The sequence below is a fragment of the Kurthia senegalensis genome, from assembly GCF_000285595.1.
In the GTDB taxonomy this organism is placed as follows: Bacteria; Bacillota; Bacilli; order Bacillales_A; family Planococcaceae; genus Kurthia; species Kurthia senegalensis.
On the sequence record NZ_HE611066.1, the window covers coordinates 241,780 to 267,168 of the forward strand.

Below are 25,389 nucleotides of genomic sequence, written 5' to 3' on the forward strand. Positions count from 1 at the left end.
AAGATTCACTACAAATAAATGATTCTTATGTAAATGAATTATATATGTCTAAATTACTTTAATACCGATGAAACCATTTACTAAATATGCATTAAATAATCAAATAACGTTCCCAAACGCCACTTTGGTAACGATCTTACACCATATGGTAAAAATATGAAATATTATATAATGTTGTAAACATCTAAAGTTGGGGTGAAATAGTGAAAAGGTTAATGATTATGACAGTAGGTAAAACGCATAGTGGTAAAACAACTTTTGCAAAGTTGTTAGAACAGCGTTTAGAGAATTCTTTTGTAATGGACCAAGATAACCAAGCTGAATTTCTAAATACCCATTATGAGAAACTACTACCAAAAACAGGTCCAAATATTCTTAAAAATTCTTTAACACGTTTTATTGTTGATTATGCCGTTGAAAATACAAATTTACATCTCATTATTTGTAATTCAAATCGAAGTATTAAAAGTAGAAAAAATTATTTGATGAAATATTTACTTCTGAAAAATTTATTCGTATTCTGGTTAATTTTAATATAGCAGATGAGATTCTTCTAAATAGAGCCAAACAAAGCCAACGAAGTACAAATATATTTAGAGGTTCTTATTCAAATTTTGAGGAAGTACTTCTCAAACAGCAAAAAGAATCTTTAAACGAAGATATTGTAGAGCCATCAAATGATGAAGCAGAATATTTATTTGTAATTAAAAATAATAAAGATGTCGATTCTGTTATTCACGAAATTATTCAAATTGCTAAGAGTTTATAATACTTGATTTTTTATTCAATGTCATACAAAATAATGTTCCCAAATCAAAGTTAGGGAATATACGAAAAAGCCACAAATCATTGTTAAATCAATGATTTGTGGCTTTTTTAGTTAGTAATATGATTCATGAAAGCACTCAAGAAAAGTGTTATCAGTACTTACCGAATTTGAGTGGTTTTGATTCCAAAAGCTCAACGTTTTTTTCATAAATTTTATTAGTGTTTGTATCAAAGTAAAGATTGACAGGGTAACTTGTTCCAAGGTAATTGGCTTGAATATGTAATTGGTCATTATGCCAATTTTTAAATTCAATAACGTCAATCTGAACAGGGGGAATTATTTTGATAAGCGTATCTAGTAAATCACCTTCGATTTTAAAGAGGGGCATATTTGCTTGAAGTAATTCATAGTAAGTTGATAGTAGTAATTGTCCTGATGGGGTTAACGTTAAGTTTGTGATTGTTCCCCAGAAGTCATCCTGATCATAAGCGGTATAGTCGGAAGGATTTTCACGACTAACCTCATAAAGAAGTGAATCAGTAAGTACATAAAAATAAGGATTCTGTTTTGAGAGCGCGATTTGTAAAGGTGCACCTTTGAATTGACCGTAAAAAGTTTCATATTCGTTTGTCTCAAATTTTATCCAAGTCCAGTTTTTTGTAGAAATAGGTGCATCATAAATCTTTTCAGTGTATAAACCTGAAATAGGTGCAGCAGTAATTTTTGCAGTTGTAATCATTAAAATGATCCTCCTTTTTCAGTTGTAATAGGACCTTTGTGAAAGCTTGAAAATCATCAAACATCAGTTAAGGAGAAGCATATCATAAATAAGTGCGGTTTATAAGACAGTCATTTAATACGATTATTTAATATCTTTCATTTCGTACATTTCAATTTGTGGAATGGCAACAGTAAATTGGACAAAAATTATGAGGGCTGTAATTTGAATACTATTGGCGTTGAATCATACTCACGAGCGATGGCTGCACGAGACTTTCCATTTTCATAAACCTTCACCATTTGCCGTTTAAATTCGGGTGTAAATGTTCGATGTTGATAGGGCATAGTAGCACGCTCCTTTTGATTAATCGTCTTAGTTTACAAACCCTTATTTATTTTTTAGAATCAGAATTCTATTTCTATCGGATCTTCCCATTCACCTGTAACCAAATTTAAAACATATTCTTCATCTAAAACACCAAAATAAATAGGCATAGATAAATCTAAATTGGCAGAATCAAAACATTCTTTAATCCACATACTATATTTATTTATCGTTATTTTTTCTAAATCATTATTTTCATAAAAATCACTAAATTTATCATGCTCTTTTAAATTACCAGTTTTTTTATATAGTGTAAAATCCCCAAGTAACTCTATACTATCAACATATCCATCAGTCAAATCAACTGGATTAAACATATCTTCATTAGCTGATAAAAATACATTAACACTTTCTAAAGAAAATGATGTACTCAGAACCAAAACTACAGTATCTTCAGAAAAAGATGCTTTTTTAAGATTTTCAAATCCTTTAACCAATTCATTTGTTTTTCTATCTAAATTTAATTTAATAGTATTCAAATAATTTTCTACAGTATATATATTTATCCCTCCAATAAATGATTAAGAAACATTAAAATTATATCTTTTTTCAATCCATATATTTTGCTTTTCATTATACTCTTAAAATGTTGATTTTGGGATTTTTGTAGCATTCTTTATCTTACTATCATACGTAGTTTATTGGAGCTTTTTTTGAAGAAAGTTTATTGACTAATAAGTTATCTCCTTCAGGGAAAAGTGAAGGAGTAATTATTGTTGGGAATAGAACGGGTTTAGAAAAATTACGAGATGCGATAAATTTAACATTAGAAAAGGGCAATACAAAAAATACATTTTGGCCGAATGATTATGAATCGTATCATCTTTTTATGGCTTGTATGAGTGAGGATGATTTTGAAGGTTGGAATGGTAACAGTACAGTAATTTTCTACAGTTTCCAAATGATGAATAGGCATTTCTCGTAAAGGAAAAGTAAGTGAATTTAAAATATAGAAATAAAAAAGTGTATTCAATCCGTATTATTAAATAGAGAGATGTTTGAAAAGGGGCATAAAAAATAAATTCAATTTTTTCAAATGAAAGGATAATAAAAGAATTTATCGAATAGTATAAGTATAGATAAAATGAAGTTTAGATGGCTTCATACATTTCGAATTGGAGGTGATTGAACTTGAGGAAGATACTTATTCCAGTCTTGATTTACGTAGTAGTTTGTCTTGTAATGCTTATGCTGCCTGCTTCTGAAGGCTACGATACAATGAGTTGGAAATTGTTGGTTGGACAAATTTACGCACTGCCTATCTTATTTATTGCTATTTTATTCTCTCTTATTTTGAACAAAAAGCTTGCTCGTAAATAAAATTTATTAATTGTTAGTAAATATAAAGCGAACGATACAATGAAACTCAATTTTATGAGTTTCATTGTATCATTCGCTTTTTGCTGTTGTTTCTATAGTCATTCTACATTTTTCAATTGTTTAGCGGCTTCTTCTGGTTTCAAAAAATCCCCATTTTTCATGCCATCCGGAAAACTTTCAGGAACAAATAATTTAAACCCTTCTTCAATCCATTTTTTTCTCCAAAGAATATGTGATTTCTCTACAATTTCTTTGTCTGTCAATTGATCATGATTGAATTCATCACAATCATAATCATCTACACCGAACTCAAATCCACAACAATGACATATTTCATTGCTTCCAGCATAATCCTCATAGTAGGGAGGCTCTTCTAATCCATCAAATCCACATATTAAACATCTGTTTTTCTCCATTATGATCATCATCCATCTTTCTAATAAGCGTCATTTTTTTAGTTTGAAATAAGGAAGTGTAGTACGTTTTTTTACGAATGCCTCTGACGGGATTCGAACCCGCACTCCTTTCGTAAGCATAGGCTACGGGGAACACGCTTCCCTACGGACTTTCACCGGCGAGGAATTTCACCTGCCTCAGCTTTTTTGCTTTTCGGTGGTTCTGAAACCGTTACCTTGCGATCCAGTTCTACATTGTTTTCTGGCACTCTTCCCTGCTAGAGCTACAGAGGCGAATAATCATATTTTTATCATACTATTATAATGAATGATTTGAAATAATGTTGTGCATTTAAATGTGGAAAATATTTTATATAGTGCATCGTAAGACTCGAGAAAGGGTTTACCGCTTGCATAGAAAAAATGGAGATTTTTCTGTTATACTTAATGTAAATAAATTGAATAAGTTATTTTTTGTCATACAGTCCAAGAAAAGTGAAATGTGGGAGGGGAATAGAATGAACAAACGTGGAGCAGGTGTTACTTTCATAGCAATCGCTGCCTTTTTAATTTCAGCAAAATATATAAGTGCGGCAGTCTTTGGCTCAGGTGTATCTAGTTGGGACGAAAATTTATTTCGTGAAATGTCCGAGTATGTGGGCATACCTTTAAATATATGCAGTGTTTTGGCATTATTAGTCGGTTTAGCGTACATCGTTTGGGCAGAATATGAAGAATTCATGATGAAAAATAAAAACAGCTAGAATCAATAAGATTCTAGCTATTTTTTTAACTAAATGATGATACATAATCTCATTAAGAAGGTGTTTAAAAATGGATATGATTCAGCAGTTTTGGCATGAATTTTGTGTGGAAACGCAGCAAGAAAGTGTGGAATACAAAGATGCTTTTCAATTTGGGGCGTCAGCGGATTGGTTAGCGGATCTCGTCGTCGAAGGAAAAAAACAGCGACTACTTCTGGCCATGTATTTTATGAATTAGAAAAAGAAGCTTTGCCACAAGCGGGAGAATATTACATTATTTTAAATGGAGCGGACGTACCTGTTGCGGTGATTCAAATTGAATCCGTTGAAGTAATGCCGATGAACGAGGTGTCCGAGGAATTTGCATTAGCGGAAGGAGAAGGGGATTATCAATTTTGGTGGGATGCACACGAGCAGTTTTTTAGTGAATTATTAAATGAATACGGTCAACAATTTGCCCCGAGTATGCTAGTCGTTTGCGAACGATTTAAGAAAGTGTATGCCGTATAACGTTTCGGGAACATTTTAGTGAGGGGGTTACGTCTATAGTAAAAACTTTGTGATGGGGTGAATTTTTGAATATAGTTTATTGGCTTATTTTAGTAGCAGGTCTGATCGTATCTAGCGTACTATGCGGCATATGCAAAAACAAAGTAGGCAGCAACTGGCTCATCTTATATGCATTTATATTCAATACGCTTTTCTTCTCGATTAGTTCGGTCATTTTGTATGCAATAAATGCACAAGCCTTTCATAAAAATAGTGAATTAGGTATCATGACGTTACTCTTTTTTGTACCACTTATTACGTGGCTTAATGCCATTTTTATTCGTTTTCAAAAAGCAGCCTGAGGGGGCTGCTTTTTTCGTATGTTATTCAAAATAAAACCGTTTTTCAAATCAACGGTTGAAACTGAAATTTTTTAAAGGTGGGCTAGTTATTTTGATTGAAAGAATAGTCCTTTTCTCAAGTCTTTCAATTCACTTTAGAGAAGTTTAAAATGAATCTTATACATTGTTGTTAAAAAGGGAGTCAGGTTTTATGCAAACATGGATTTTTCAAGGGAACCCAAAACATTTCGATATAGATACATATTTAAAAGAAGAAAAAATTATTACGTGGTCTGTACGTCAGAAACATTTCGTGAATCAGTTACAAAGCGGGGACATCGTTTATATTTGGCGTTCGGATGGCGGCAAACGAGGGACTGGGGGAATTGTTGCAAAAACGATAGTTGTTTCGGAACCGTATACTGTCGAACAAACAGACAATCGTTCGGCTCATTGGACAGTAGACACGGTGCGAGACGAATTTGCCTCAATCGATTTAGATGTGTTGGACGTTGATTTAGCGCCTCGTATTAAACGAATCGATTTATTAGAGAATGAGCCATTAGCGAATCTATTGATTTTAAGAAATCCTGTTAATACAAACTATTTAATTAGTAAAGAACATGCGACGATTCTTCAAAAACTTTGGGACGGCCCAACGGTAGAAGATGATTTACAAGCGGCTGCCATCGAAAGTGGTCGAATTGAAGGGAAAATACAAACCTATTATGGTCAGCGCTATGAACGTAATGCCGCTAATCGTAAAAGGGCTATTGAAATACATGGCACGACTTGTCAGGCATGTGGTTTCGACTTTGAAAAAGTATACGGCGAACGGGGACGAAATTTTATTGAAGTACACCACATCAAACCACTTCATATTACAAAAGAAACACTCGTTCATCCCGAAACCGACCTTATACCGCTTTGTGCTAACTGTCATCGTATGATTCACCGAGATCCACAGCACGTACTGACTGTAAAAGAACTTAAGGAATTATTAGAAGAGAATAGGCATATGTAAATAATATTCGATCGTTTAGGCTATTTAGATTTGCCGTATCATTCATATAATCGGAGGTTTTTAAAATGTTTAGTGTAGAAAACTATGTAGAAGAGGTTAGATTTAATTTAGAAAAAATCAAATGAGTTGATTGAATCTTTTAAGGGTTTAGAACATGTTCAATTTCCAGAAGAAGCGGCTGTTTTAGTAGCATGGGCATATTTTACTTTAGATGATATTCATCTTTTTTTAGAAGCGAATGAAGATATGTTTGATTCAGTTCATCCAGTTGAAGGTAGTGATTATACTTTTAATGTGACATTACTTACTGATTTTGCTCTTTATGATGAAGATTCAAAAAACTTTAATGAAAAAGAAGAAGAAATGTTTAGTGAATTTTATAGTGACAATGGTTTAGAAGAAATTACTATAAAAGAATATGGAAATTGGGTCAAAAAATGTTTTGATCAAGCTGAAATTACTTTGAATTTACCTATTTATTTTAGAATATTAGATGAAGAAGATGCGCTAAATCTAGTGACCGGCGAATGGGAAGATCAAATGGAAATAGAATTATAATTTTTTGCCTATATGTAAGAAACATAACAAAAACGACATGCCAATCAAAGGCATGTCGTTTTTTATGTGATAGAACCTAATAACTAAAACACTACTCAAGCTCTCTCACTTTTTGCAAAAGCCATTTTTTATTTTCATCGTCTTCTACGATTATATAATCTTCTGTTCCTTTTACGGAATAGATGGTCGATTCGACAGGGAAGTAATTGGATTGATTATTTTCTTTAGGCAGCTCGGTTGCCTTCGTTTGTTTTGTGATGGTACTTATTTTTCTCCGATTGGTTTCGATGCATCGAATGGATCTTCTGTTCCGCTATATTCCGCGTCATTAACGATGACGATCATTGCAGAACTACCCTCGTCTTCTGTACTAGCTTGATTACATCCAACTAAAATAAATGAGATGCCGATTGATAAAATGACAAGTATTTTCTTCATAGGACCCTCCAAACTTTATTTGTACAACTATACCATGTAGTAAGTTTTGAGATAAATGGGGTTTTCTTCTCATTCGACAAAAAAACGACATGCCTATTAGAGCATGTCGTTTTTATTGTTAATCGTAACGTTTTTTAACAAATGTGCAAAGGAGAATGAAAGAGCAGCCGATTATCATATAAATCGATACTTCTTTTACAGCTTGTATGCCATCTTTCCAAAAAATAAATGATAGACCGATTAAAGCAAATAAGAGAAGCAAGAGAACTTTAATATATGATTTTTTAATAATTTCATGAGAACATTCCTTGTTTTTAATTATCGTATAGATTGAATCACTTATATGTATAATTATACAATTTATGCATGGATTAATCAATGGCTGCGATTGTGAGCGTCGTTTTTTCTCCATTAAGAATGACGTTGAAAACGTAGACAGGTTGATAAAATCCTTTTGAATCAAGTTCATAGTCGAGCGTGATTTTTTTCACGTGTAAGTCTTTGATGTTGCGGTCATATACATTAAATTGACCGGATTGTAATTCATCATAAGCTTGTTTTTCACTCTTTATCGATACTTCTTTTACTTTTTCGTAATAGATAAGGTTATTTTCGATGCTCTGAATAGCATGGTTGGTCGTATAATCAAGTGTTAATGTGCCGTCGATTAGTTGATGATCCGTCGCAAATTGATGGAGAAACCATTTGTATTGCCCTTTATCCATTCGTTTGAACTGAGCCTGTTCTGGAATAGTAATCGCCATTTTTTTCAATTCGCTGCGCAATGTTTCTTCCGTCGTATCCATAAGGGATGCTTCTAATTCTGAATAGTTATATGTGTTGTAAGAACCGTCTAAATAGTAGATATAAATTGAGTAAGCCTCTTCACCATTGTAGCGGTAAAGCGCTTCATTTTGATAATCAATAATTTCGATAGAGGATGTATCAATATTCATTTCTTTAAAAAATGCATATGCTTTTTGTTTGGCTTCTTCCTTCGTTAATCGAGGAGCTTTGTAGACGTTTGCAACGTGTGAAGTAGAATCAAAAGAAATTTCTGTCGATACGTTGGCTTCTTTCATATGCGCTTTAGAAACAGGGGTGCTTGCTAAATTTCCAAATTCTTTTTGGTCGTAATAAAGTAACATAGCCGCTGATAGCACGATGACGAGTAGCAAAGGAAGTGTAGCTAAAAGTCGGGTATACCAGCGTTTGTTCATACAAGCCTTGACGATTCCGAAGCCGATGCATGCGCCTAATAAATTATTGAATAAGTCGTCCAATTCAAAGATGCCGGTACCTGTTATGTACTGAATGGATTCAATGAACCCGGTAAATATAATTGCGGCGAGAAGCATCCAAGGTAAGGAAGTAAATCGTTTAAATAGGAGTGGTAGTAAAATTCCAAATGGAACGAACATGAGGATGTTAAAGTAAATGTATTCCCAGTTTCGCAAGCTGAATGTGTACCAAGCTTCGCGGTATGAACTGAATAAGGCTAAATTAACGATTCCGTTATAATTGGCACCTCGACTTAACAAAGTTAGTGCACAAACAGAGGTGATGTAGAGTATGAGTAGGGTGAATAGGAACATTTTTTTCCGAGAGACTCGATGCCCTTTTGCAAATTTTCTTACATAAATATAACGATACGATAAAAAAAGAATCAAACAGATGATGGCTGTCGCAACAAGTCCGAGTAATAAGTTTTGTTGTAACATACGAACAATTTCTTCTAATTTCAAATTCTCTCCTCCTTTAATAGCTCGCATTATAGAGGAACGGCTTATATTTGTAAAAAGTTCCATAAATGGTTTTAAAATACAAATTATCTCCTCATTTCATTACTAAAAGTACAAAATGTATTAAAAAATAAGCCCACTGTTTTTCTTGAACGCTATGAATATGTGCTAGTATGAAAAGACGATAAATCACGTTAAATTTTTGGGGGAATAGGCAGGGGTGACAGATTTTTGGACATGTTAATAAAAGGACTCATTATCGGCTTCAGCATCGCTGCGCCAGTAGGACCAATCGGGATTTTATGTATTCGCCGAACGCTTGAACATGGAAAACGGATGGGCTTTGTTTCGGGATTAGGGGCTGCGACAGCCGATGCATTGTATGGCTTCATAGCGGGGCTCGGGTTGACAATCGTTACGAATTTCTTAATCGGTCAACAAGATTGGCTACATTGGATCGGCGGGTTATTTTTATGTTATTTAGGCATCAACATCATTGCGTCAAAATCTTCGCAAACAGCAGCGAAAGCAAAAGATGGCAATCTTTTGACAGCCTACGCGTCAACTTTTTTACTAACAATTACGAATCCGGTCACGATTTTAGCGTTCCTTGCTATCTTTTCGGGACTCGGAATGGCAACGAATCATACGACGTCACAAGGCTTGCTTCTAGTCATCGGCGTCTTTGTCGGTTCAGCATTATGGTGGCTACTTCTTAGCAATATCGCCGGAATATTCGCGAAGCGCATCAGCGACGGTTCGTTACGCGTCATTAATTACATATCAGGCTTTATTTTGCTCGGGTTTGGCGTGTATGCATTGTTTTTTTAATATGGTTATTTGAAAGGACTGTAATAGAGTAAAAGGTTTTACAAAAAATGAAATGGGGCGTTTTAGATGGTATCTGTGACAAATCGAATTAAAGAAATTAAACAACCGAGAGGCGGTTACATTAAACCTAAAGCATTTACAGTGACGGATTTATCGGATATGCAGGAGCTATATCCAAATGAAAATGTTCATGCCACTTTAATCGGGATAGCGGTCGATTATTTAACAAGGTTTTTGACTGGTACGCCTATTCAAAAAGTATTTGAATTTTCACTGCAAGGAGCATACAATATCCAAAAATTAGATTTAGCAAATGACTTGTTGGACTCTATACGAGGTGTAGATGATGATTCGATTATTAGTACGTGTAAGTTGGTAGGTTTTGATACAGTTTATCGCGGCGGTATAAATTCTTATAAACCTGTAGAAGAAATTAATCCTAATAAAGAAACAATCTCCAACATAAGAATTATGGTCAATCGTGGGATTCATTTTTTTGAACAGTATGGTCCTGTTGTAAAAGATGGATTTACGTTTGAAGGAGGTTATACGGATAAGGTTCGTACAGGGGATGGCGACTTTTTAACAGAACATACATTGTGGGATTTTAAAGTGTCCAAAAATATGCCAACGAACAAACATACGTTGCAATTAATGATGTATTACTTAATGGGAATTCATTCGATTCACCCCGAATTTGATCAAATCGAAAATTTAGGGATATTTAATCCTCGGTTGAATCAAGTGTATATGCTTGCTATTGATAGCATTGATTCTGAAATAATCGAACAAGTGAAAAAAGACGTTATAGGATATTAAGAAGGAGAGGCTGAGACATACGTGTAGAAATCATCTCTCATATGAGCATAAGAAAAACCGGAATCGTGGCGTGGTTCCGGTTTTTCGTTGCGAACGCTAAAAAAGGAAAATGACGTGTTTTGTTCCAGTCTCTTTTTTCATAGGACGAGGCATATGAAATATGTAATTTTACATTCGTAATGACATAAAAATGATATACTAATCAGTGAGTGAGCTTCTATATAAATAGAACAAACACCTAAAGAAATACAACAATAAGTGAGGTTTAACATGGATAATTTACATACAAAATTGTTTAGTGCTGCGGATAACTTACGCAGTAAAATGGATGCATCAGAATACAAGAACTACTTACTAGGACTAATCTTCTATAAGTATTTATCAGATAAATTACTCGTAAAAGTCGTAGAGGTAGCGGATGAATCAATCGAAGCATTTGATACACCAGACAAGCAAGTGCAACTGTACCGCGATTTATTAGCGGATGCGGACATTAAAGACGATTTAATCGAAACGTTAATCGATACATTAGGCTATGATATCGAGCCGAATTATTTATTCAATGTCCTAACAGATCAAGCGAAGCAAAATATTTTCCAATTAAATGATTTGAATAAAGCATTTATCGACCTTTCAACGAAATTTGACCAGTTCAACGGGCTATTTGATGATGTCGATTTACAGTCGAAAAAATTAGGTTCAGATGACCAACAACGTAATATTACGATTACGGAAGTGTTGAAAAAATTAAATGATGTCGACGTACTTGGACATAATGGAGATGTCATCGGAGACGCTTATGAGTTCTTAATTAGCCAATTCGCTTCGGAAGCGGGTAAAAAAGCGGGTGAATTCTATACACCACACGCTGTATCGGTCATGATGGCACGAATTGTAGCCATTGGACAAGAAGAGAAGAAGCTATTTAGCGTATTTGATGCAACGATGGGATCTGGGTCATTAATGCTCAATGTTAGAAACTATATTAACCACCCAGAAAGCATGAAATATCACGGGCAAGAATTAAATACGACAACGTTCAATTTAGCGAAAATGAATTTACTTTTACACGGTGTCGATAAAGAAGATATGAATTTACGTAATGGGGATACGTTGAACAAAGACTGGCCAACGAGTGAACCGTATACATTTGATGCGGTATTAATGAATCCACCGTACTCTGCGAAATGGTCAGCAGACGATACATTTTTAGATGATTCTCGTTTCAACCGTTACGGTAAATTAGCACCGAAATCAAAAGCAGATTTCGCCTTTTTATTACATGGTTTCTATCATTTGAAAGATTCAGGCACAATGGCGATTGTTTTACCACATGGTGTGCTATTCCGCGGTGCAGCGGAAGGCGTCATTCGTAAGAAATTATTAGAAGACGGTAGTATTGATGCGATTATCGGTTTACCAGCGAACTTATTTTTCGGTACATCGATTCCAACGACTGTTATTATTTTGAAGAAAAACCGTACGACACGTGACGTGTTATTTATTGATGCAAGTAATGATTTCAAAAAAGGCAAAAACCAAAATGAATTAACGGATGAGCATATTAATAAGATAGTAGAAACGTATAAAGCGCGCGAAAATGTGGAGAAATACGCCCATGTTGCGGAATTTGCTGAAATTGAAGAAAATGATTTTAACTTAAACATTCCACGCTATGTCGATACGTTTGAAGAAGAAGAACCAGTGGATATGGCCGCAGTTGGTGCGAATATCCAAAGCATCCGCAAAGAAAAAGAAGCACTACAATCAAGCCTTTTCGATATGATTTCTTCCCTACAATACGATAAAGAAAATGAAGAGTGGATCAACGGCGCATTAGAGGTGTTTAAACGTGGCGAATAATATACCAGAAGTGAGGTTTGAAGGGTTTAGTGGGGAATGGGAAGAACGGAAATTAGGAGAGGTTTTTAATCAAACTGTCGAATATGTAAATCCTAGTAAATCTAATTTAGAATTATGGAGTGTTACAGTCCAAAATGGGTTAACGCCTAAAACTGATAGGTATAATAGGGATGCTTTGGTTAAAAAAAATGACAAATTTAAAATAGTTCATTCAGGAGAAATAGTTTACAATCCAATGAACATTACAATAGGAGCTGTTGGATTTAATAGTCTGAATAAAAGTGTTGCTGTTTCGGGATACTACGTTACTATGAATATGAATGAAGGATTTAGCAATAGTTATTTTGGAACTTGGCTAATATCTGCAAATGCCATCAAAAAATATAAATTATATGCAACAGGTTCTTTGATTGAGAAACAAAGAGTTCAATTTTCTACTTTATCATCAATAAAAGTTCACATACCTTCCCTCGAAGAACAAACCCAAATCGGTTCTTTCTTCAAACAACTAGACGACACCATCGCCCTACAGCAGCAAGAACTCGACATCTTAAAACAAACAAAACAAGGGTTCTTGCAAAAAATGTTTCCAAAAGAAGGCGAAACCGTTCCTGAATTGAGGTTCCCAGGGTTTAGTGGGGCGTGGGAAGAACGGAAATTAGGTGAACATTCTGAGATTTTAACCGGAGGAACCCCTAAAACTTCTATTACAAGTTATTGGGAACCAAAAGAAGTTCCTTGGATGTCATCAGGCGAAGTAAATAAGCACCGTTTGGATAGTACAGATAACATGATTTCACTAGAAGGGTTGAAGAATTCTAGTGCACGATGGGTTAAACCATATTCAATTTTGATAGCATTAGCTGGACAAGGTAAAACCAGAGGGACTGTGGCGATAAATAATGTTGCAATAACTACAAATCAATCTATTGCAGCAATTGAACCGAATAAAAGTTTACATTATGAGTTTGTCTATCAAAATCTTGTTAAACGTTATGAGGAACTTCGAATGATTTCATCTGGGGATGGAACAAGAGGTGGTCTAAACAAACAAATAATCGCTGATGTGATAATCACTTCGCCAAATATTGAAGAACAAACCAAAATCGGCTCTTTCTTCAAACAACTAGATGACACCATCGCCTTACACGAACAAGAACTGGATGCATTAAAAGAAACGAAGAAGGCTTTTCTACAGAAAATGTTTGTTTAATTAATTCAAATTGGGAGGGGGAGAAAAGATGGCTACTATTACACATACAGATGAGTTAGAGATTGAACGCCGATTAATTGAGGTGTTAGGTGAGGGGCATAATCAGTGGAATTATCGTCCGGATTTAAAGTCTGAAGAAGCACTTTGGAATAACTTACGCCAAAAGATTACGCAAAATAATTTAGCCGAAATTGGCGAACATCCACTCACTGACCACGAATTCGATAAGATTAAAACAGAATTACTATCCAAAACCAAAACACCTTTTGAAGCGGCAAAATGGCTCAAAGGGGAGAATGGCATTTCACGTATTACGATTGAGCGTGAAGATAGTTCGCTTGGCTCTCTGTCGGTTATTTTATATTCGAATCAAGATATTGGGGGCGGTATTTCAACGTATGAAGTCGTCCACCAAATTGCGAAACAAAAATCGACGTTGGATGCACGGGATCGTCGTTTTGATGTGACGCTTTTAATTAATGGCTTGCCCATTGTGCAAATTGAGTTGAAGCAAGCTACCGCAAAAGACGGCGTGTACCAAGCATTTAACCAAGTGAAAAAGTATGCGGAGGAAGGGATGTTCCGTAATAATATTTTCTCTACGCTACAGCTCTTTGTCATTTCCAATGAACAGACGACACGTTATTTTGCGAATGCCTTGCCGAAAAATATGCATAAGAAATTTTTATTCAGCTGGCGTACGACGAATAACCGAAAAGTCGATAACCTTTATGAATTTGTGAAGCAAGTGTTAAACATTCCAGATGCGCATCGTTTAATTGCGAATTATACGATCGTGAGCGAAGACCAAGATAATAAAGTGTTAATGGTCTTACATCCGTATCAAATTCATGCGATTGAGGCGTTATTTACAGCCGCTTCGAAACATCAGTCGGGGTATGTCTGGCATGCGACCGGTTCAGGTAAAACGTTAACGAGTTTCGTATCGACGAAATTATTAGCACGTAAATCAGGTGTCGACCGCACGATTATGCTCATTGACCGGAAAGATTTAGACAGCCAAACGACGAGTGAATTTACGAAGTTTGCTTCGGAATACAACACGGGCATTTCATCCGGAAATGCGAAATCGAATAGTTTAATCGTCGGTACGGGAAGTTCGAGAGAGTTAAGCAAAATTTTGCTGGCAGATGCGAATTCTAGTACAGTTATCGTCACAACACGTCAAAAATTAGATGCGGCACTGCGTTATGCGAAAAAACAAGAAGAAGCGAGTGGTACGAATCGTTTTGAAAAACTATTAGGTCAGCATATCGTCTTCGTCGTCGATGAATGTCACCGAGCATTAAGTGCAGAAGGGATGCAGTCGATTAAAGAGTTCTTCCCGAATTCTACGTGGTTCGGCTTTACCGGCACACCCATATTTGAAGAAAATAAGAAACAAGCGAAAGGGAAGTTAGCCCGCACAACGTTCGACCAGTACGGAGAAGTGTTACATACGTATACGATTAAAAATGCGTTAGATGACGGGGCTGTATTAGGGTTCCAAGTAGAACATGAATCTACAATCGAACCGACTTCTTTAGACAATTATATTTACAATCAATTAGCGCCGACAGAAGATAGCGAATTATCAGGAGACGCTTATTTAGCGGCGTGCAATGCGGCGAATGAACAAATTGATCAAATGGACCCTTTAGAAAAGGAATCTCATATTGAAAATACGATTTATGAAACGGATGAGCATATTCAAAAAGTGCTGCATAAAATTTTCCGTCCAGACAATGCGTATATGAAATTTGATTTTAAAAATGGTCGTCCGCAAAAGTCTGCTATTTTAACGACGAGTTCCATTGATATGGCGAAACGTTATTATCATGCGATTAAAGAGATGACGAAAGAGCCGGATTGGATGGAGAAAGAATTTAAAGACCGTCCTATTCGAAATGGGCGTACGATCGTAGATGCCGACTTCCCACGTATTGCGATTACGTATTCTCTACAAGAAAATGAAGAAGATGCGAATCATAATCAAGACGAAATGAAAGACATCATTCAAAACTACAATGAGTACTATCATACAGCGTGGTCTATTGAAGATATCGAACGGTACAATGGCGATATTAATAATCGCCTAGCACGTAAGCGAGCCGAGTTCAAACAATTCGGGAAGCAGGTCGACCTAGTTATCGTCGTCGATCGTTTATTAACGGGCTTTGATGCGCCTACGATTCAAACATTATTTGTTGATCGTAATTTAAGTTATGCGAATTTAATTCAAGCATTCTCCAGAACAAACCGCACATATCCAGAAAAGACAAAAGGGTTAATCGTCACATTTAGAAAACCTTTTACAATGGAAGAAAACGTAGCGGCTGCGACGAAATTGTATTCACATGAACAAGAAGAAACGAATTTAGTTTATCCAACGTATGAGGAATCGAAGAAGCGCTTTAAAAAAGCATACCGTGCGTTGAAACACGTAGCGACCGAACCGACAGATGTCGATGAGCATTCTTCATTAGAAGATCAAATCGACTTTGTGAAAGCGTTCCAAGAATTCAACAATTCGTACGAAGCACTCGTTACTTATGATGAATACAACAATGACATTGAACAATCAGCGGCATTAGCCGATCAAGCGAGAGCATTGGAAGTGTATGTCGGCTCTTACAATACGGTAAAAGGTGCGCTCATAAATGAAAAAGCCGAAACGTATACGACGAATCGTTTTTCTGAAATCGAATTTTATAGTGATGGCGTTAGCAATCTCTATGACATTGATTCAGCATATATTGACCAATTATTAGGTACGTATTCTGCTAACAATACAGACATTCGTGAAGAAATTGAAACGGCACTTCAAAAGATGAAAAAATCTGATGTCGTGAAAGACATTTATCGTCAAATTTTACACGGAATTGATACGAAACAAATCGATGAGGATGAAGATATTTTTGTCGTTAAACGGAGTTTCTTCACAAAGGCACGTAATGAAGTCATTACAGCATTTGCGAAAAATTGGTTTGTCGATGAAGAACAGCTTCATACATCCGCTATGCAGTACATTTTGGGCGCAGATCCCATTCCAAATATTGGCGGAATTATCGACAGTAAGCGATTTGACCAATATAAAGCGGTACATCCCGATGCTAAACCGTTGAAATACGGTCCGGAAATGAAACGTCAATGGCGTAAAAGTCTGGACGAACATATTACGCCTTTAGACGAAGAATTGCGTTAGAGAATGAGTGAAACTTAGGACATCATTGTCTTATTTCTCAAATAAAAATGACGTTGCCAATCGGTAGCGTCTTTTTTATGTTAAATAGTAAGAACGATAAGGAGTAAAAATATGAAATTAGAAATTAAATCGTACATTAACATACCACCAGAAAAAGAAGAATTAGATGTCGATCAAGAGTATCCAGGTTATATAGAAATGACGCATTTGGAAGATGTAGATGTATTTAATTATGAGTTTGGACGAACTTCTGGATATCCTAGAGGGAAAGTAGTTATTTGTATAGATGGAAAACCTTTGCCTTTTAATGCAGATGTAGATGAATTATATGTGTTTTGGTTTAATTTAGTTTTAAGTTTGTTACCAAAAGAGAAATCTATTGAAATAAATGAATATTTGTTGTTTTATACAGACTATAATATTCTGAATAATTATAAAATCGTAGTTTTGTATCATAAAAAATTAGTTGAATTTCGTTATGAAAACCAAGTATTCGCTACTTTTACATTAGATGAGTATAAAAAAACGGTGTTACAAAGTTTTTTAGATTTTATGTGGCATACGAATTTAGAATTTGAAGCAATTACACATGATTCTCTTAATGAAGAAATTGAGTATAACGATTTAAGAGAAGAAAAGGATTCAATAAGTGAGTTGTATGCTTGTCGTTATATTTTCTTACAATTCATGAAAGAAATTTATAAACAAAAAAGTTATGATTTAGGCAAATTAATCAATCTTGATTTTGATACAAGTTATCAATTTTCGAAGTTAGAATATGATTTAGGAGATTAAAATCATAAAAATTTTATTGAATAAAGTAAGAATTAGATAGTTGATAAAAAGAGATATATGCTGTCTCTTTTTTTATGCCTATAAGATTGTATAAGAGCATGTAAGAGTTTTAGTCACGCTAACGATTCTGAGCGTTTGACACATAGCTTTCGCAGTAGCGGAACGAAAAATCAGCGTTCTTTGCTGACCTTAAAGTGAGCATAAGGAGCGAAAAGCTATTGACGGAGTCAAGGTCGTATAACCCTATTTCCGCTATAAATTTCCTATCAATATGCTTCAATGTAAATAAATAGAAGAAACGGTCATTCGTATGAGTGATTATTCGATTGCAACGTTCAAAAATTATTGATTTTCAATGTTGAATGGTTCAAAATAATAAAGAATGTAGTTTCATTAATGTTCTCTCTTAAGGTGTTTTCATCTATCGGTTTAAGAGAAAGTTTTACGTGTAGAAAGCGAGCGGAAGTAAATGAAAAAAATTGGCTTTGATTCAGACAAATATTTACAAGAACAATCTGCCTATATCCTAGAGCGTGTAGAGCAGTACGATAAACTTTACTTGGAATTTGGCGGAAAATTAATCGGGGATAAACATGCTAAGCGTGTTTTACCTGGATTTGATGAAGATGCGAAAATCAAATTATTGGATACATTAAAAGATAATGCTGAAATCATTATTTGCGTGTACGCTGGAGACATCGAGCGTAATAAAGTTCGTGAAGATTACGGTATCACGTATGACCAAGATGTATTGCGTTTAATCGATGAATACCGATCACGTGGCATTTCTGTCAACAGTGTTTTAGTGACGCGTTACCAAGGTCAACCAACAGCTAAAGTGTTTATGACGAAGCTTGAAAGAAGCGGCATTAACGTTTACACACATACCGCAATCGATGGCTATCCTACAAATGTGGAAGCGGTTATGGGCGAGGATGGCTTTGCGAAAAATCCTTACATTAAAACAACAAAATCAATCGTTGTCGTAACAGCACCAGGTCCATCTAGCGGTAAATTGGCAACATGTCTTAACCAAATGTACCACGAGAATAAACGAGGGAATAAAGTCGGCTATGCGAAGTTTGAAACATTCCCTGTTTGGAACTTACCACTGAAACACCCAGTCAACATTGCGTATGAAGCAGCTACGATTGATTTGAAAGACGTGAACATGATTGATAACTATCATTATGAAGCGTACGGAAAAGTAGCGGTCAATTACAACCGTGATATGGAAACTTTCCCTGTCATCAAACGTATTATTGAAAAAATCACAGGCAAAGAGTCTGTTTATCTTTCACCAACGGATATGGGCGTTAACCGCTTAAAATCAGGTATTACAGACGATGCAGTCGTTCAAGAAGCGGCGAAACAAGAAATTATTCGTCGTAGTTTCCGTGTGGAAAACGACTACAAAAAAAGGTCTTGCTGACGAAGATAGCGTCAGTCGTATGCAAGTCATTTTAGAAGAAATTAATTTGAAAAAAGAAGACCGTGCCCCTGTATTACCAGCGCGTAATTACGCAAAAACAATCGAAGCGAGCACAGATAGCACGAATACACAAGCTGTCATTGCGATCGAATTGCTAAACGGTGATATGATTACAGGTAGAACGACCAATTTAATGGATGCTTCTGCAGCTGCGATTTTAAATGGATTGAAAAAATTAGCGAACATTGCCGATGAAATCGATTTATTATCACCAGTCATTTTACAAACGATTCAACGTTTGAAAACAGATGACTTGAACAGCCGGATCCCAACATTAACTGCGAATGAAGTACTGATCGCCTTAGCCATTAGTGCGGTAACAAACCCTACTTCTGATTTAGCTTACAAACAATTACCAAACTTAAAAGATACACAAGCGCATTCTACCGTGTTATTAAATTCGGAAAATGAACAAACCTTCAAAAAACTCGGCATCGATTTAACGAATGATCCCGTTTATCCAACTGATAACTTATACTATAACTAAGTAAATGAACAAACCGCTCCTTATTGGGGGCGGTTTTTTTATGCTGTTCATTCAAAAGCGGGGTTTTCTTTCAGCATATGTATGGTAGTATGAAAAAACAGAATACTTTGAAAAATCTAGTGATGTGTTATGACTTTGGAAATATTCGTAAAAGGTCTCATTATCGGCTTCAGCATCGCTGCACCTGTAGGGCCGATTGGGGTTTTATGCATACGACGAACGCTTGAATACGGCAGATGGATTGGTTTCGTTTCGGGACTGGGGGCGGCGACAGCTGACGCATTCTACGGTTTAGTAGCGGGACTTGGGTTGACGATTGTGACGAATTTTTTAATCGACCAGCAGTCTTGGCTGCACGTAATCGGCAGTGTGTTTTTATGCTAGTTGGGCATACGTATCTTTTTCTCGAAACCGTCTGAAGAAGCGGCAAAGGCAAAAGGAAAAGGGCGGAATGTTTTCAAGGCGTATGCGTCCACGTTTTTATTAACGATGACGAATCCGGTGACGATTCTTTCCTTCCTCGCAATCTTTTCTAGTCTTGACATGGCGAAAAATGAATCGTCGATCGCCGGTCTTTTGTTAGTCGCTGGTGTCTTCTTAGGCTCGGTTTTCTGATGGTTATTACTGAGCCAGATGGCCGGTCTGTTAGCGAAGCGAGTAGGGAATCGTTTTTTAAGTGCGTAAATTATGTTTCCGGTGCGGTATTAGTCGCATTCGGCGTATACGGTGTCTTTTTTTAGAGTAGGCAGTACATAAAGGAGTGAGTGGAAATGAATACGATTCAACCGTTTTGGGATGAGTTTTGTGTAGCTACGAAGCAAGAACATCTGAATTATCGAGAAGCCTTTCAGTTTGGAGCTTCAGCAGATTGGCTCGCAGATTTAGTCGTTGAAGGAAAGAAAACCGCAACGACGTCGGGCTACATTTTTTATGAGTTAGAAAAAGAAGCATTACCGCAAGTAGGGGAATATTATATTGTTTTAAACGGAGCGGACGAGCCGGTAGCTATTATTCAAATCCAATCCGTTGACGTGATGCCGATGAATGAAGTATCCGAAGAATTTGCTCTAGCAGAAGGAGAAGGCGATTACTCATTTTGGTGGGATGCACATGAAGCCTTTTTTAGCGAGTTATTAAAAGACTATCAGAAAGACTTCACGCCCGATCTGTTAGTCGTTTGCGAAACGTTTAAGAAGGTTTATTCGAAATAGGACGGATTATTTATTTTATGTAAGAAGCTTGTTACTGAAATACAATCATCCCGTTTTATAAAGTTTAGCAAGAACAAAAGGGGGCATAAAGCGAATGTATAAAGCAGAACAAAATGATAAATATAAAAAGAATGACCGATTTAATTTTGCGTTTGACATCATATTCTTTCTACCACGTCAAATTGTACGAATGATGAAATGGTTATTTTAGAATGAACATTCGAAATAGACTTTGAAAATATAGAGGAGGTAGGCACATGAACGTAGAATTAACACGCTATCGCGTTAAAAAAAATAAATCGGAACGAGTAGATGAATGGTTGGCCTTCTTGAACGACCATATGAAAGATGTTTTAGTCACACTTGAAGGTGAAAAAATGTATGTTGAAACGATTTTTAGAGAAGTATTAAATGGGGAGGAATATTTATATTGGTATTCCGTTCAAGGCGAAGGTGGGGAAGACGTAGAACATTCTGAACACTGGATTGATAAAAAGCATTTAGCATTTTGGGATGAATGCATCGATGAAACGTTTGGCTCATTGGACTTAAAAACGGAAGTAGTCATGATACCTGAAAAAATAAAAGCAGCTATGAAATAAACAGTCATAGCTGTATTTGTTTACCCCGGTTCTGATGAAAATCTACGATACGAGCTATTTTTTACGTAATGGGATAAGCATTCGAATAGAGATGAATGTTCTAAAATCGAAATGTTCACTATGCTTATTTTTAGTAGCGTACAGAAAGCCGTTTTTTAAATGAAAATCTGCCTATTTTAAAATCAACGTGGGAACCAAATGAATGAAGAAAAGTCTATAATAAATAGTTATAATAACGAAGAATGGAGTTTTATAATGAAAAAATGAGTATGTCTATTGCGTTATTCGTCATGATATTAGGTGTTTACGGTTGTGCTTCATCAGATGATGAAACGACTTCTACTACATCTAAACAGATGGTTGCGTATGAGGCTTTAGATGAAGAAGAACAAGATTTGACGATTTCACCTTCAAATTCTACTGTAGAAAAAATAAGCGTGAAAGATGCCCCGAAAAGTACATTAGCTGCATCTTATGACGGCAAGAAAGTTTATGTTGTGACGTTCTTGGATACAGCTAACGCAAAACATGGAGATCTCGTCGTTTACTTAGATGAACATGGAAAAAAAGTGGTCGGTCAAGGTTTTAAATAAGCGCTGCATCTTTTCTTTAGATGGATATCTGCAATACGAAAAAGCCATGAACTGAGATTCGTGGTTTTTTTAGTTCGTGAAAGTTCTTTATACAGACGTATGAAAAGGAAATAAAGTATGTTTTACTTATTATAGTAAAGGCGTTTGGAGCCAATTCAGAAACGATGATCGAAGGAGAATTTTATAAATGAAACATCCATATCAAGAATTTGTCGACACAGCATTATGGAACAATCTATGGGAGACATTTGATGAATTAGTTGAAAATCAAGATATTGAAGAAATGACATCAAGAGAATATATAGTAGGTTATCTTTGTTTGAAATTACAACAAAAAGAAACGAACGAATAACTTAATACGCGTTATTTGAGGAGTGGGCATACACTACGAAGTTGCGTTCTATATTATGTTAAAAGGAGTTTACGAATGAAAAAATTTAGAGGGAAACGACGTTATTTTCGCAATCTAAAAGAAGAGGCACATGTAAAGAATTACGATTTAGATTTTAGTACGGACAGCTGGTTTGATTTTTGGCATACCCATATAGATTTTTGTGGCTATGGAAATGATTCGATAAAAATAAGAAAGCAACACATACAAGCTTTATTTAATCTATTTCATGAGGCTAATAAAGAATTGGAAAATTGGGATAAGCCATATCAACTATGGATTGAACTATCTCCTGAAGATTCTTCTATGGATGCGTTATTTATCCATTCACCTAATCCGAATGAAAATAATTTCCCGTATGAACAGCCGCTGAATTCGGTGGATGTAAAACGGGACTTACCTTCTTATGTAACGGATGTGATCGACGTACGCCATTATCAAATAAACAGTTATGAAACGATGGAAGAAGAAGGCGAGAGCTATAAGATGTTTGTTGTGAAGCTTTAGAAACTTCCGTTCTCATAATGTAAGTATATGTCAAATTGACATACAAAGCATCCAACACGAAGCTTTCATTCCATAATGGAACTGTTTATAATGAAAATAGGAGATGGTTTCTGTTTCGTTATCGATGGAAGAATATAGCGACCATTTAGGAAGTTGGGGGAATGCTTCAATGAAACATATCGCAGCAGCTATTTATTTATCATTTGCTTTCTTATTTATTTTTTTACAATCATTTGATGGATATTATAGGACGAGTATGACTTATTTTATTATTGCTTTATTTTTACTATTGGCGGGCGTTTATTTTATTCGCATTGTCAGAGATTTTTTGAGAAAATAGAAAAATGTATGAATCAAATTTTTTATAGAATGGAAGCGAAGCGATGAATCTATTTGAATCTTTGAATAGAAAAACCCCGAGCTTGTAGGGCGTGCTATGTAAACCCTTGATATGCTTTGCAAGCTCGGTTTTCTTTCAAGGGAGCGGTTTCAAATGAACAAACGAACGAGAGCGTATACGCGTCAACAACGAGCAAGAACGATTCAACGAAAATGGTTTATATTAAAATATGTGTGGCAACGAGAGCCCGAGCATATGCCTATAAAGGGGACGCTTAGCAAGAATAAAATCCGTTGTTCGTGTCGTATGTGCCGCTATGAGCAGTATCATGGCATTCCGAAAGCCAAATATAAGGCGAGATGGACAGAGATGCAGAAGGAAATGGACGCGTAATGGCCGAACGACAAAAAGTAGCACACGCTGCTTTTTTTGTATACGAGCTTTCTGGAAAATACACGCAAAATAATGTAGGAAACACTACTTCTATTAGGGGTAGTGTTTTTTTGTCGCGAAAACGTGATTGCTTTCATTTACCATTTTGTGGTAGTCTAATGCATAATCAAAAGGGGGAGAGATTAATGATTTTAGAAACAGAGCGCTTACGATTAAAGCCGTATGAGCCTAATTTTGCGGATGCGATTTATGAGGTTGTAAAGCATAAGGAAATTGCGGACACGATGATTATGATTCCACACCCATATCCGCGTGATGTCGTGGACAGTTGGATTGATTATTTGAAGCATAGTTTTGAAAATGGATCAGCTTATGAGTTTGCGGTGTTTTTAAAGGAAGATGACCGCTATATCGGCAACTGTGGCTTAGTTGCCGTGTCTAAAAACCATCGAAATGCGGAAGTTGGTTATTTCATTGATGTGGCGGAATGGGGCAAAGGCTATGCGACCGAAGCGTGTAAACGAATCATCGAATACGGCTTCAAAGAGCATCAGTTAAATCGTATTTATAGCCGCTGCATGGTACGAAATGCCGCTTCAAGAAAAGTCATGGAGAAGTCTGGCATGCGTTATGAAGGCCGTCATAGACAGGAATTTTTAAAAGACGATGTGTACGAAGATATGGACTATTTGGCGATTTTGGCGGAAGATGTTGACCGGGTAAACTGCAGCCGGTGAAATCACGTGCATCCATTGCCATGAGTATGATCTAACGCCGCTTCAAACGTTCATTTGGGGCGGCTTTTTATTTTGTCTATTATGTCGGTCTTTTTGTCCCATTTACTGTTGCTACTTCTTATATCGAATCCACTATGAAAAATGGTAGAATGTCTATATTAAAAAGATAACAATTATAAATTAAGCGTGTGGTGAGGAGATATTATGGAATTTTATTTAAGCAACATATTAAGCAGTTCGAATGACTATAAAATCATTAATCCGAACGAACAAGAATTAATCAAATTTGGTGTCTATCCAAATTATAATAGTTATTCAGAGGAAAATATGTTGGAACTTCTTCTTTCCTATATAAAAAAATTAGATTTTTTCCCAATCTATATTCATGTAGTGGCATCTGCGTGGACTAACTTTTCAAGTGACCATTCAACTACAAAAATTATTAATACGCTGCATTTTGAATATGAATATACAATCGGTTTAATTAAAACGTTAGAAGAATTCATAGAGTGCTTTCCTTATGCATATTCAGACGCTACAAACGGTCAAATGGTTGTAATCTCATCAGAAAAAGACATTCTTTCGGTTAATCCGATGAAGTCCAGTTTAAAATTTGAATTTAATTTTAATACCTTTTTAGAACCGATTTTTCATTTAATTATTCATGCTGATGGAGATTGTTGGGATTTTATTTCGAATAGGGATCATCATCCTTTTAAAAAACTTCCTATTTGTGACGAAGATTAAATTTATAAATATAGTAGCAGGTAAAAGAAGAATGCTTTATTTATGGAATGTGAAGCTTTGAAGCAGCGATTGGTTTTAATCGTTTGATGAAGTGCAAAAAAGTAGCAAAAAATATAATTGGCTTTGTGCATTCAACCGAGGGAACCTTAAATAAAAATCAGGTTCTTACAATCAGCATGTGCATATTTTATTATGTGCAGAAGGTGCTTATTTATTAC

Annotated in this window: 28 protein-coding genes and 3 pseudogenes; 25 read left to right on the plus strand and 6 right to left on the minus strand. The window is 35.7% G+C overall.

Going from position 1 to position 25,389, the window contains the following annotated elements:
• Positions 1 to 203: 203 nt before the first annotated feature.
• Positions 204 to 769 (plus strand): annotated as a pseudogene (locus KSHG_RS16560) (ATP-binding protein).
• A gap of 151 nt (positions 770 to 920) precedes the next feature.
• On the opposite strand, the gene KSHG_RS08595 reads toward KSHG_RS16560, so the two are convergent.
• The 3 genes from KSHG_RS08595 to KSHG_RS08605 form a co-directional block, all read right to left on the minus strand.
• Positions 921 to 1,508, minus strand: a complete 588-nt coding sequence (locus KSHG_RS08595) for a hypothetical protein (RefSeq protein ID WP_010304603.1) — start codon at positions 1,506 to 1,508, stop codon at positions 921 to 923.
• 188 nt (positions 1,509 to 1,696) lie between these two features.
• On the minus strand, positions 1,697 to 1,834 hold the full coding sequence (locus tag KSHG_RS19215) for a transposase (RefSeq protein WP_010304604.1): 138 nt from the start codon (positions 1,832 to 1,834) through the stop codon (positions 1,697 to 1,699).
• 60 nt (positions 1,835 to 1,894) lie between these two features.
• The gene (locus KSHG_RS08605; protein WP_010304605.1) at positions 1,895 to 2,353 is read right to left on the minus strand and encodes a hypothetical protein; all 459 of its coding nucleotides are present in this window, start codon (positions 2,351 to 2,353) and stop codon (positions 1,895 to 1,897) included.
• Positions 2,354 to 2,541: 188 nt separating this feature from the next.
• Between KSHG_RS08605 and KSHG_RS18525 the strand changes: the two genes are divergently transcribed.
• Entirely contained in the window at positions 2,542 to 2,799 is a 258-nt protein-coding gene (locus tag KSHG_RS18525; protein WP_010304606.1) for a hypothetical protein, read from the plus strand.
• A 206-nt stretch (positions 2,800 to 3,005) separates the two neighbouring features.
• Positions 3,006 to 3,194, plus strand: a complete 189-nt coding sequence (locus tag KSHG_RS08615) for a DUF4017 family protein (RefSeq protein ID WP_010304607.1) — start codon at positions 3,006 to 3,008, stop codon at positions 3,192 to 3,194.
• Positions 3,195 to 3,292: 98 nt separating this feature from the next.
• On the opposite strand, the gene KSHG_RS16570 is transcribed toward KSHG_RS08615, so the two are convergent.
• Complete coding sequence (locus KSHG_RS16570; RefSeq protein WP_010304608.1) at positions 3,293 to 3,610, minus strand: hypothetical protein; 318 nt, start codon at positions 3,608 to 3,610, stop codon at positions 3,293 to 3,295.
• Positions 3,611 to 4,107: 497 nt separating this feature from the next.
• Here KSHG_RS16570 and KSHG_RS08625 point away from each other — a divergent pair, with 497 nt between their 5' ends.
• From KSHG_RS08625 to KSHG_RS08645, 5 genes and pseudogenes are all read left to right on the plus strand, one after another.
• A complete protein-coding gene (locus tag KSHG_RS08625; protein WP_010304609.1) occupies positions 4,108 to 4,353 on the plus strand; it encodes a hypothetical protein in 246 nt (81 codons plus the stop codon).
• 70 nt (positions 4,354 to 4,423) lie between these two features.
• A pseudogene (locus KSHG_RS16575) lies at positions 4,424 to 4,863 on the plus strand (ASCH domain-containing protein).
• 65 nt (positions 4,864 to 4,928) lie between these two features.
• Positions 4,929 to 5,204, plus strand: a complete 276-nt coding sequence (locus KSHG_RS08635) for a hypothetical protein (protein ID WP_010304614.1) — start codon at positions 4,929 to 4,931, stop codon at positions 5,202 to 5,204.
• 190 nt (positions 5,205 to 5,394) lie between these two features.
• Complete coding sequence (locus KSHG_RS08640) at positions 5,395 to 6,207, plus strand: EVE domain-containing protein (protein WP_010304616.1); 813 nt, start codon at positions 5,395 to 5,397, stop codon at positions 6,205 to 6,207.
• A gap of 126 nt (positions 6,208 to 6,333) precedes the next feature.
• The gene (locus tag KSHG_RS08645; RefSeq protein WP_010304619.1) at positions 6,334 to 6,765 is read left to right on the plus strand and encodes a hypothetical protein; all 432 of its coding nucleotides are present in this window, start codon (positions 6,334 to 6,336) and stop codon (positions 6,763 to 6,765) included.
• Positions 6,766 to 7,029: 264 nt separating this feature from the next.
• On the opposite strand, the gene KSHG_RS18320 is transcribed toward KSHG_RS08645, so the two are convergent.
• Both KSHG_RS18320 and KSHG_RS08655 read right to left on the minus strand, forming a co-directional pair.
• Positions 7,030 to 7,203, minus strand: a complete 174-nt coding sequence (locus tag KSHG_RS18320; protein WP_154646891.1) for a hypothetical protein — start codon at positions 7,201 to 7,203, stop codon at positions 7,030 to 7,032.
• A 371-nt stretch (positions 7,204 to 7,574) separates the two neighbouring features.
• Entirely contained in the window at positions 7,575 to 8,948 is a 1,374-nt protein-coding gene (locus KSHG_RS08655) for a VanZ family protein (RefSeq protein ID WP_010304621.1), read from the minus strand.
• A gap of 234 nt (positions 8,949 to 9,182) precedes the next feature.
• Here KSHG_RS08655 and KSHG_RS08660 point away from each other — a divergent pair, with 234 nt between their 5' ends.
• The 17 genes and pseudogenes from KSHG_RS08660 (at position 9,183) to KSHG_RS08745 (ending at position 25,171) form a co-directional block, all read left to right on the plus strand.
• Entirely contained in the window at positions 9,183 to 9,776 is a 594-nt protein-coding gene (locus tag KSHG_RS08660) for a LysE family translocator (protein ID WP_042231718.1), read from the plus strand.
• 66 nt (positions 9,777 to 9,842) lie between these two features.
• Positions 9,843 to 10,595, plus strand: coding sequence for a hypothetical protein (locus tag KSHG_RS08665; RefSeq protein ID WP_010304625.1), 753 nt, complete (start codon positions 9,843 to 9,845; stop codon positions 10,593 to 10,595).
• A 270-nt stretch (positions 10,596 to 10,865) separates the two neighbouring features.
• Positions 10,866 to 12,458 carry a type I restriction-modification system subunit M gene (locus tag KSHG_RS08670; protein ID WP_010304627.1) on the plus strand — a complete coding sequence of 531 codons (1,593 nt, stop codon included), beginning with the start codon at positions 10,866 to 10,868 and terminating at the stop codon, positions 12,456 to 12,458.
• Positions 12,448 to 13,671, plus strand: a complete 1,224-nt coding sequence (locus KSHG_RS17750) for a restriction endonuclease subunit S (RefSeq protein WP_010304630.1) — start codon at positions 12,448 to 12,450, stop codon at positions 13,669 to 13,671. Before KSHG_RS08670 ends, KSHG_RS17750 begins: the two co-directional genes overlap by 11 nt.
• A 28-nt stretch (positions 13,672 to 13,699) precedes the next feature.
• The gene (locus KSHG_RS08680; protein ID WP_010304633.1) at positions 13,700 to 16,876 is read left to right on the plus strand and encodes a type I restriction endonuclease subunit R; all 3,177 of its coding nucleotides are present in this window, start codon (positions 13,700 to 13,702) and stop codon (positions 16,874 to 16,876) included.
• Positions 16,877 to 16,987: 111 nt separating this feature from the next.
• A complete protein-coding gene (locus KSHG_RS08685) occupies positions 16,988 to 17,671 on the plus strand; it encodes a hypothetical protein (RefSeq protein ID WP_010304635.1) in 684 nt (227 codons plus the stop codon).
• 469 nt (positions 17,672 to 18,140) lie between these two features.
• Positions 18,141 to 19,103 carry a DUF1846 domain-containing protein gene (locus tag KSHG_RS18975; RefSeq protein WP_261797764.1) on the plus strand — a complete coding sequence of 321 codons (963 nt, stop codon included), beginning with the start codon at positions 18,141 to 18,143 and terminating at the stop codon, positions 19,101 to 19,103.
• The gene (locus tag KSHG_RS18980; protein ID WP_261797765.1) at positions 19,069 to 19,650 is read left to right on the plus strand and encodes a DUF1846 family C-terminal domain-containing protein; all 582 of its coding nucleotides are present in this window, start codon (positions 19,069 to 19,071) and stop codon (positions 19,648 to 19,650) included. The genes KSHG_RS18975 and KSHG_RS18980 overlap by 35 nt, the downstream gene beginning before the upstream one ends.
• A gap of 135 nt (positions 19,651 to 19,785) precedes the next feature.
• A pseudogene (locus KSHG_RS19110) lies at positions 19,786 to 20,265 on the plus strand (LysE family translocator).
• 155 nt (positions 20,266 to 20,420) lie between these two features.
• Positions 20,421 to 20,861: an ASCH domain-containing protein gene (locus KSHG_RS08700; protein ID WP_010304638.1), complete on the plus strand. Its 441-nt coding sequence runs from the start codon at positions 20,421 to 20,423 to the stop codon at positions 20,859 to 20,861.
• A 257-nt stretch (positions 20,862 to 21,118) separates the two neighbouring features.
• Positions 21,119 to 21,463 carry a DUF6176 family protein gene (locus KSHG_RS08710; RefSeq protein ID WP_010304641.1) on the plus strand — a complete coding sequence of 115 codons (345 nt, stop codon included), beginning with the start codon at positions 21,119 to 21,121 and terminating at the stop codon, positions 21,461 to 21,463.
• A 269-nt stretch (positions 21,464 to 21,732) separates the two neighbouring features.
• Positions 21,733 to 22,056 (plus strand): hypothetical protein, encoded by a 324-nt coding sequence (locus tag KSHG_RS16590; protein ID WP_235728356.1) that lies wholly within the window; start codon positions 21,733 to 21,735, stop codon positions 22,054 to 22,056.
• A gap of 187 nt (positions 22,057 to 22,243) precedes the next feature.
• Positions 22,244 to 22,408, plus strand: coding sequence for a hypothetical protein (locus tag KSHG_RS18545; RefSeq protein ID WP_010304645.1), 165 nt, complete (start codon positions 22,244 to 22,246; stop codon positions 22,406 to 22,408).
• A gap of 75 nt (positions 22,409 to 22,483) precedes the next feature.
• A complete protein-coding gene (locus KSHG_RS08725) occupies positions 22,484 to 22,954 on the plus strand; it encodes a hypothetical protein (protein WP_010304647.1) in 471 nt (156 codons plus the stop codon).
• A gap of 493 nt (positions 22,955 to 23,447) precedes the next feature.
• Positions 23,448 to 23,687: a hypothetical protein gene (locus tag KSHG_RS08735; protein ID WP_010304651.1), complete on the plus strand. Its 240-nt coding sequence runs from the start codon at positions 23,448 to 23,450 to the stop codon at positions 23,685 to 23,687.
• Positions 23,688 to 23,872: 185 nt separating this feature from the next.
• A complete protein-coding gene (locus tag KSHG_RS08740; protein ID WP_010304653.1) occupies positions 23,873 to 24,424 on the plus strand; it encodes a GNAT family N-acetyltransferase in 552 nt (183 codons plus the stop codon).
• A 204-nt stretch (positions 24,425 to 24,628) separates the two neighbouring features.
• Entirely contained in the window at positions 24,629 to 25,171 is a 543-nt protein-coding gene (locus KSHG_RS08745; protein ID WP_010304655.1) for a hypothetical protein, read from the plus strand.
• Positions 25,172 to 25,389: the final 218 nt, after the last annotated feature.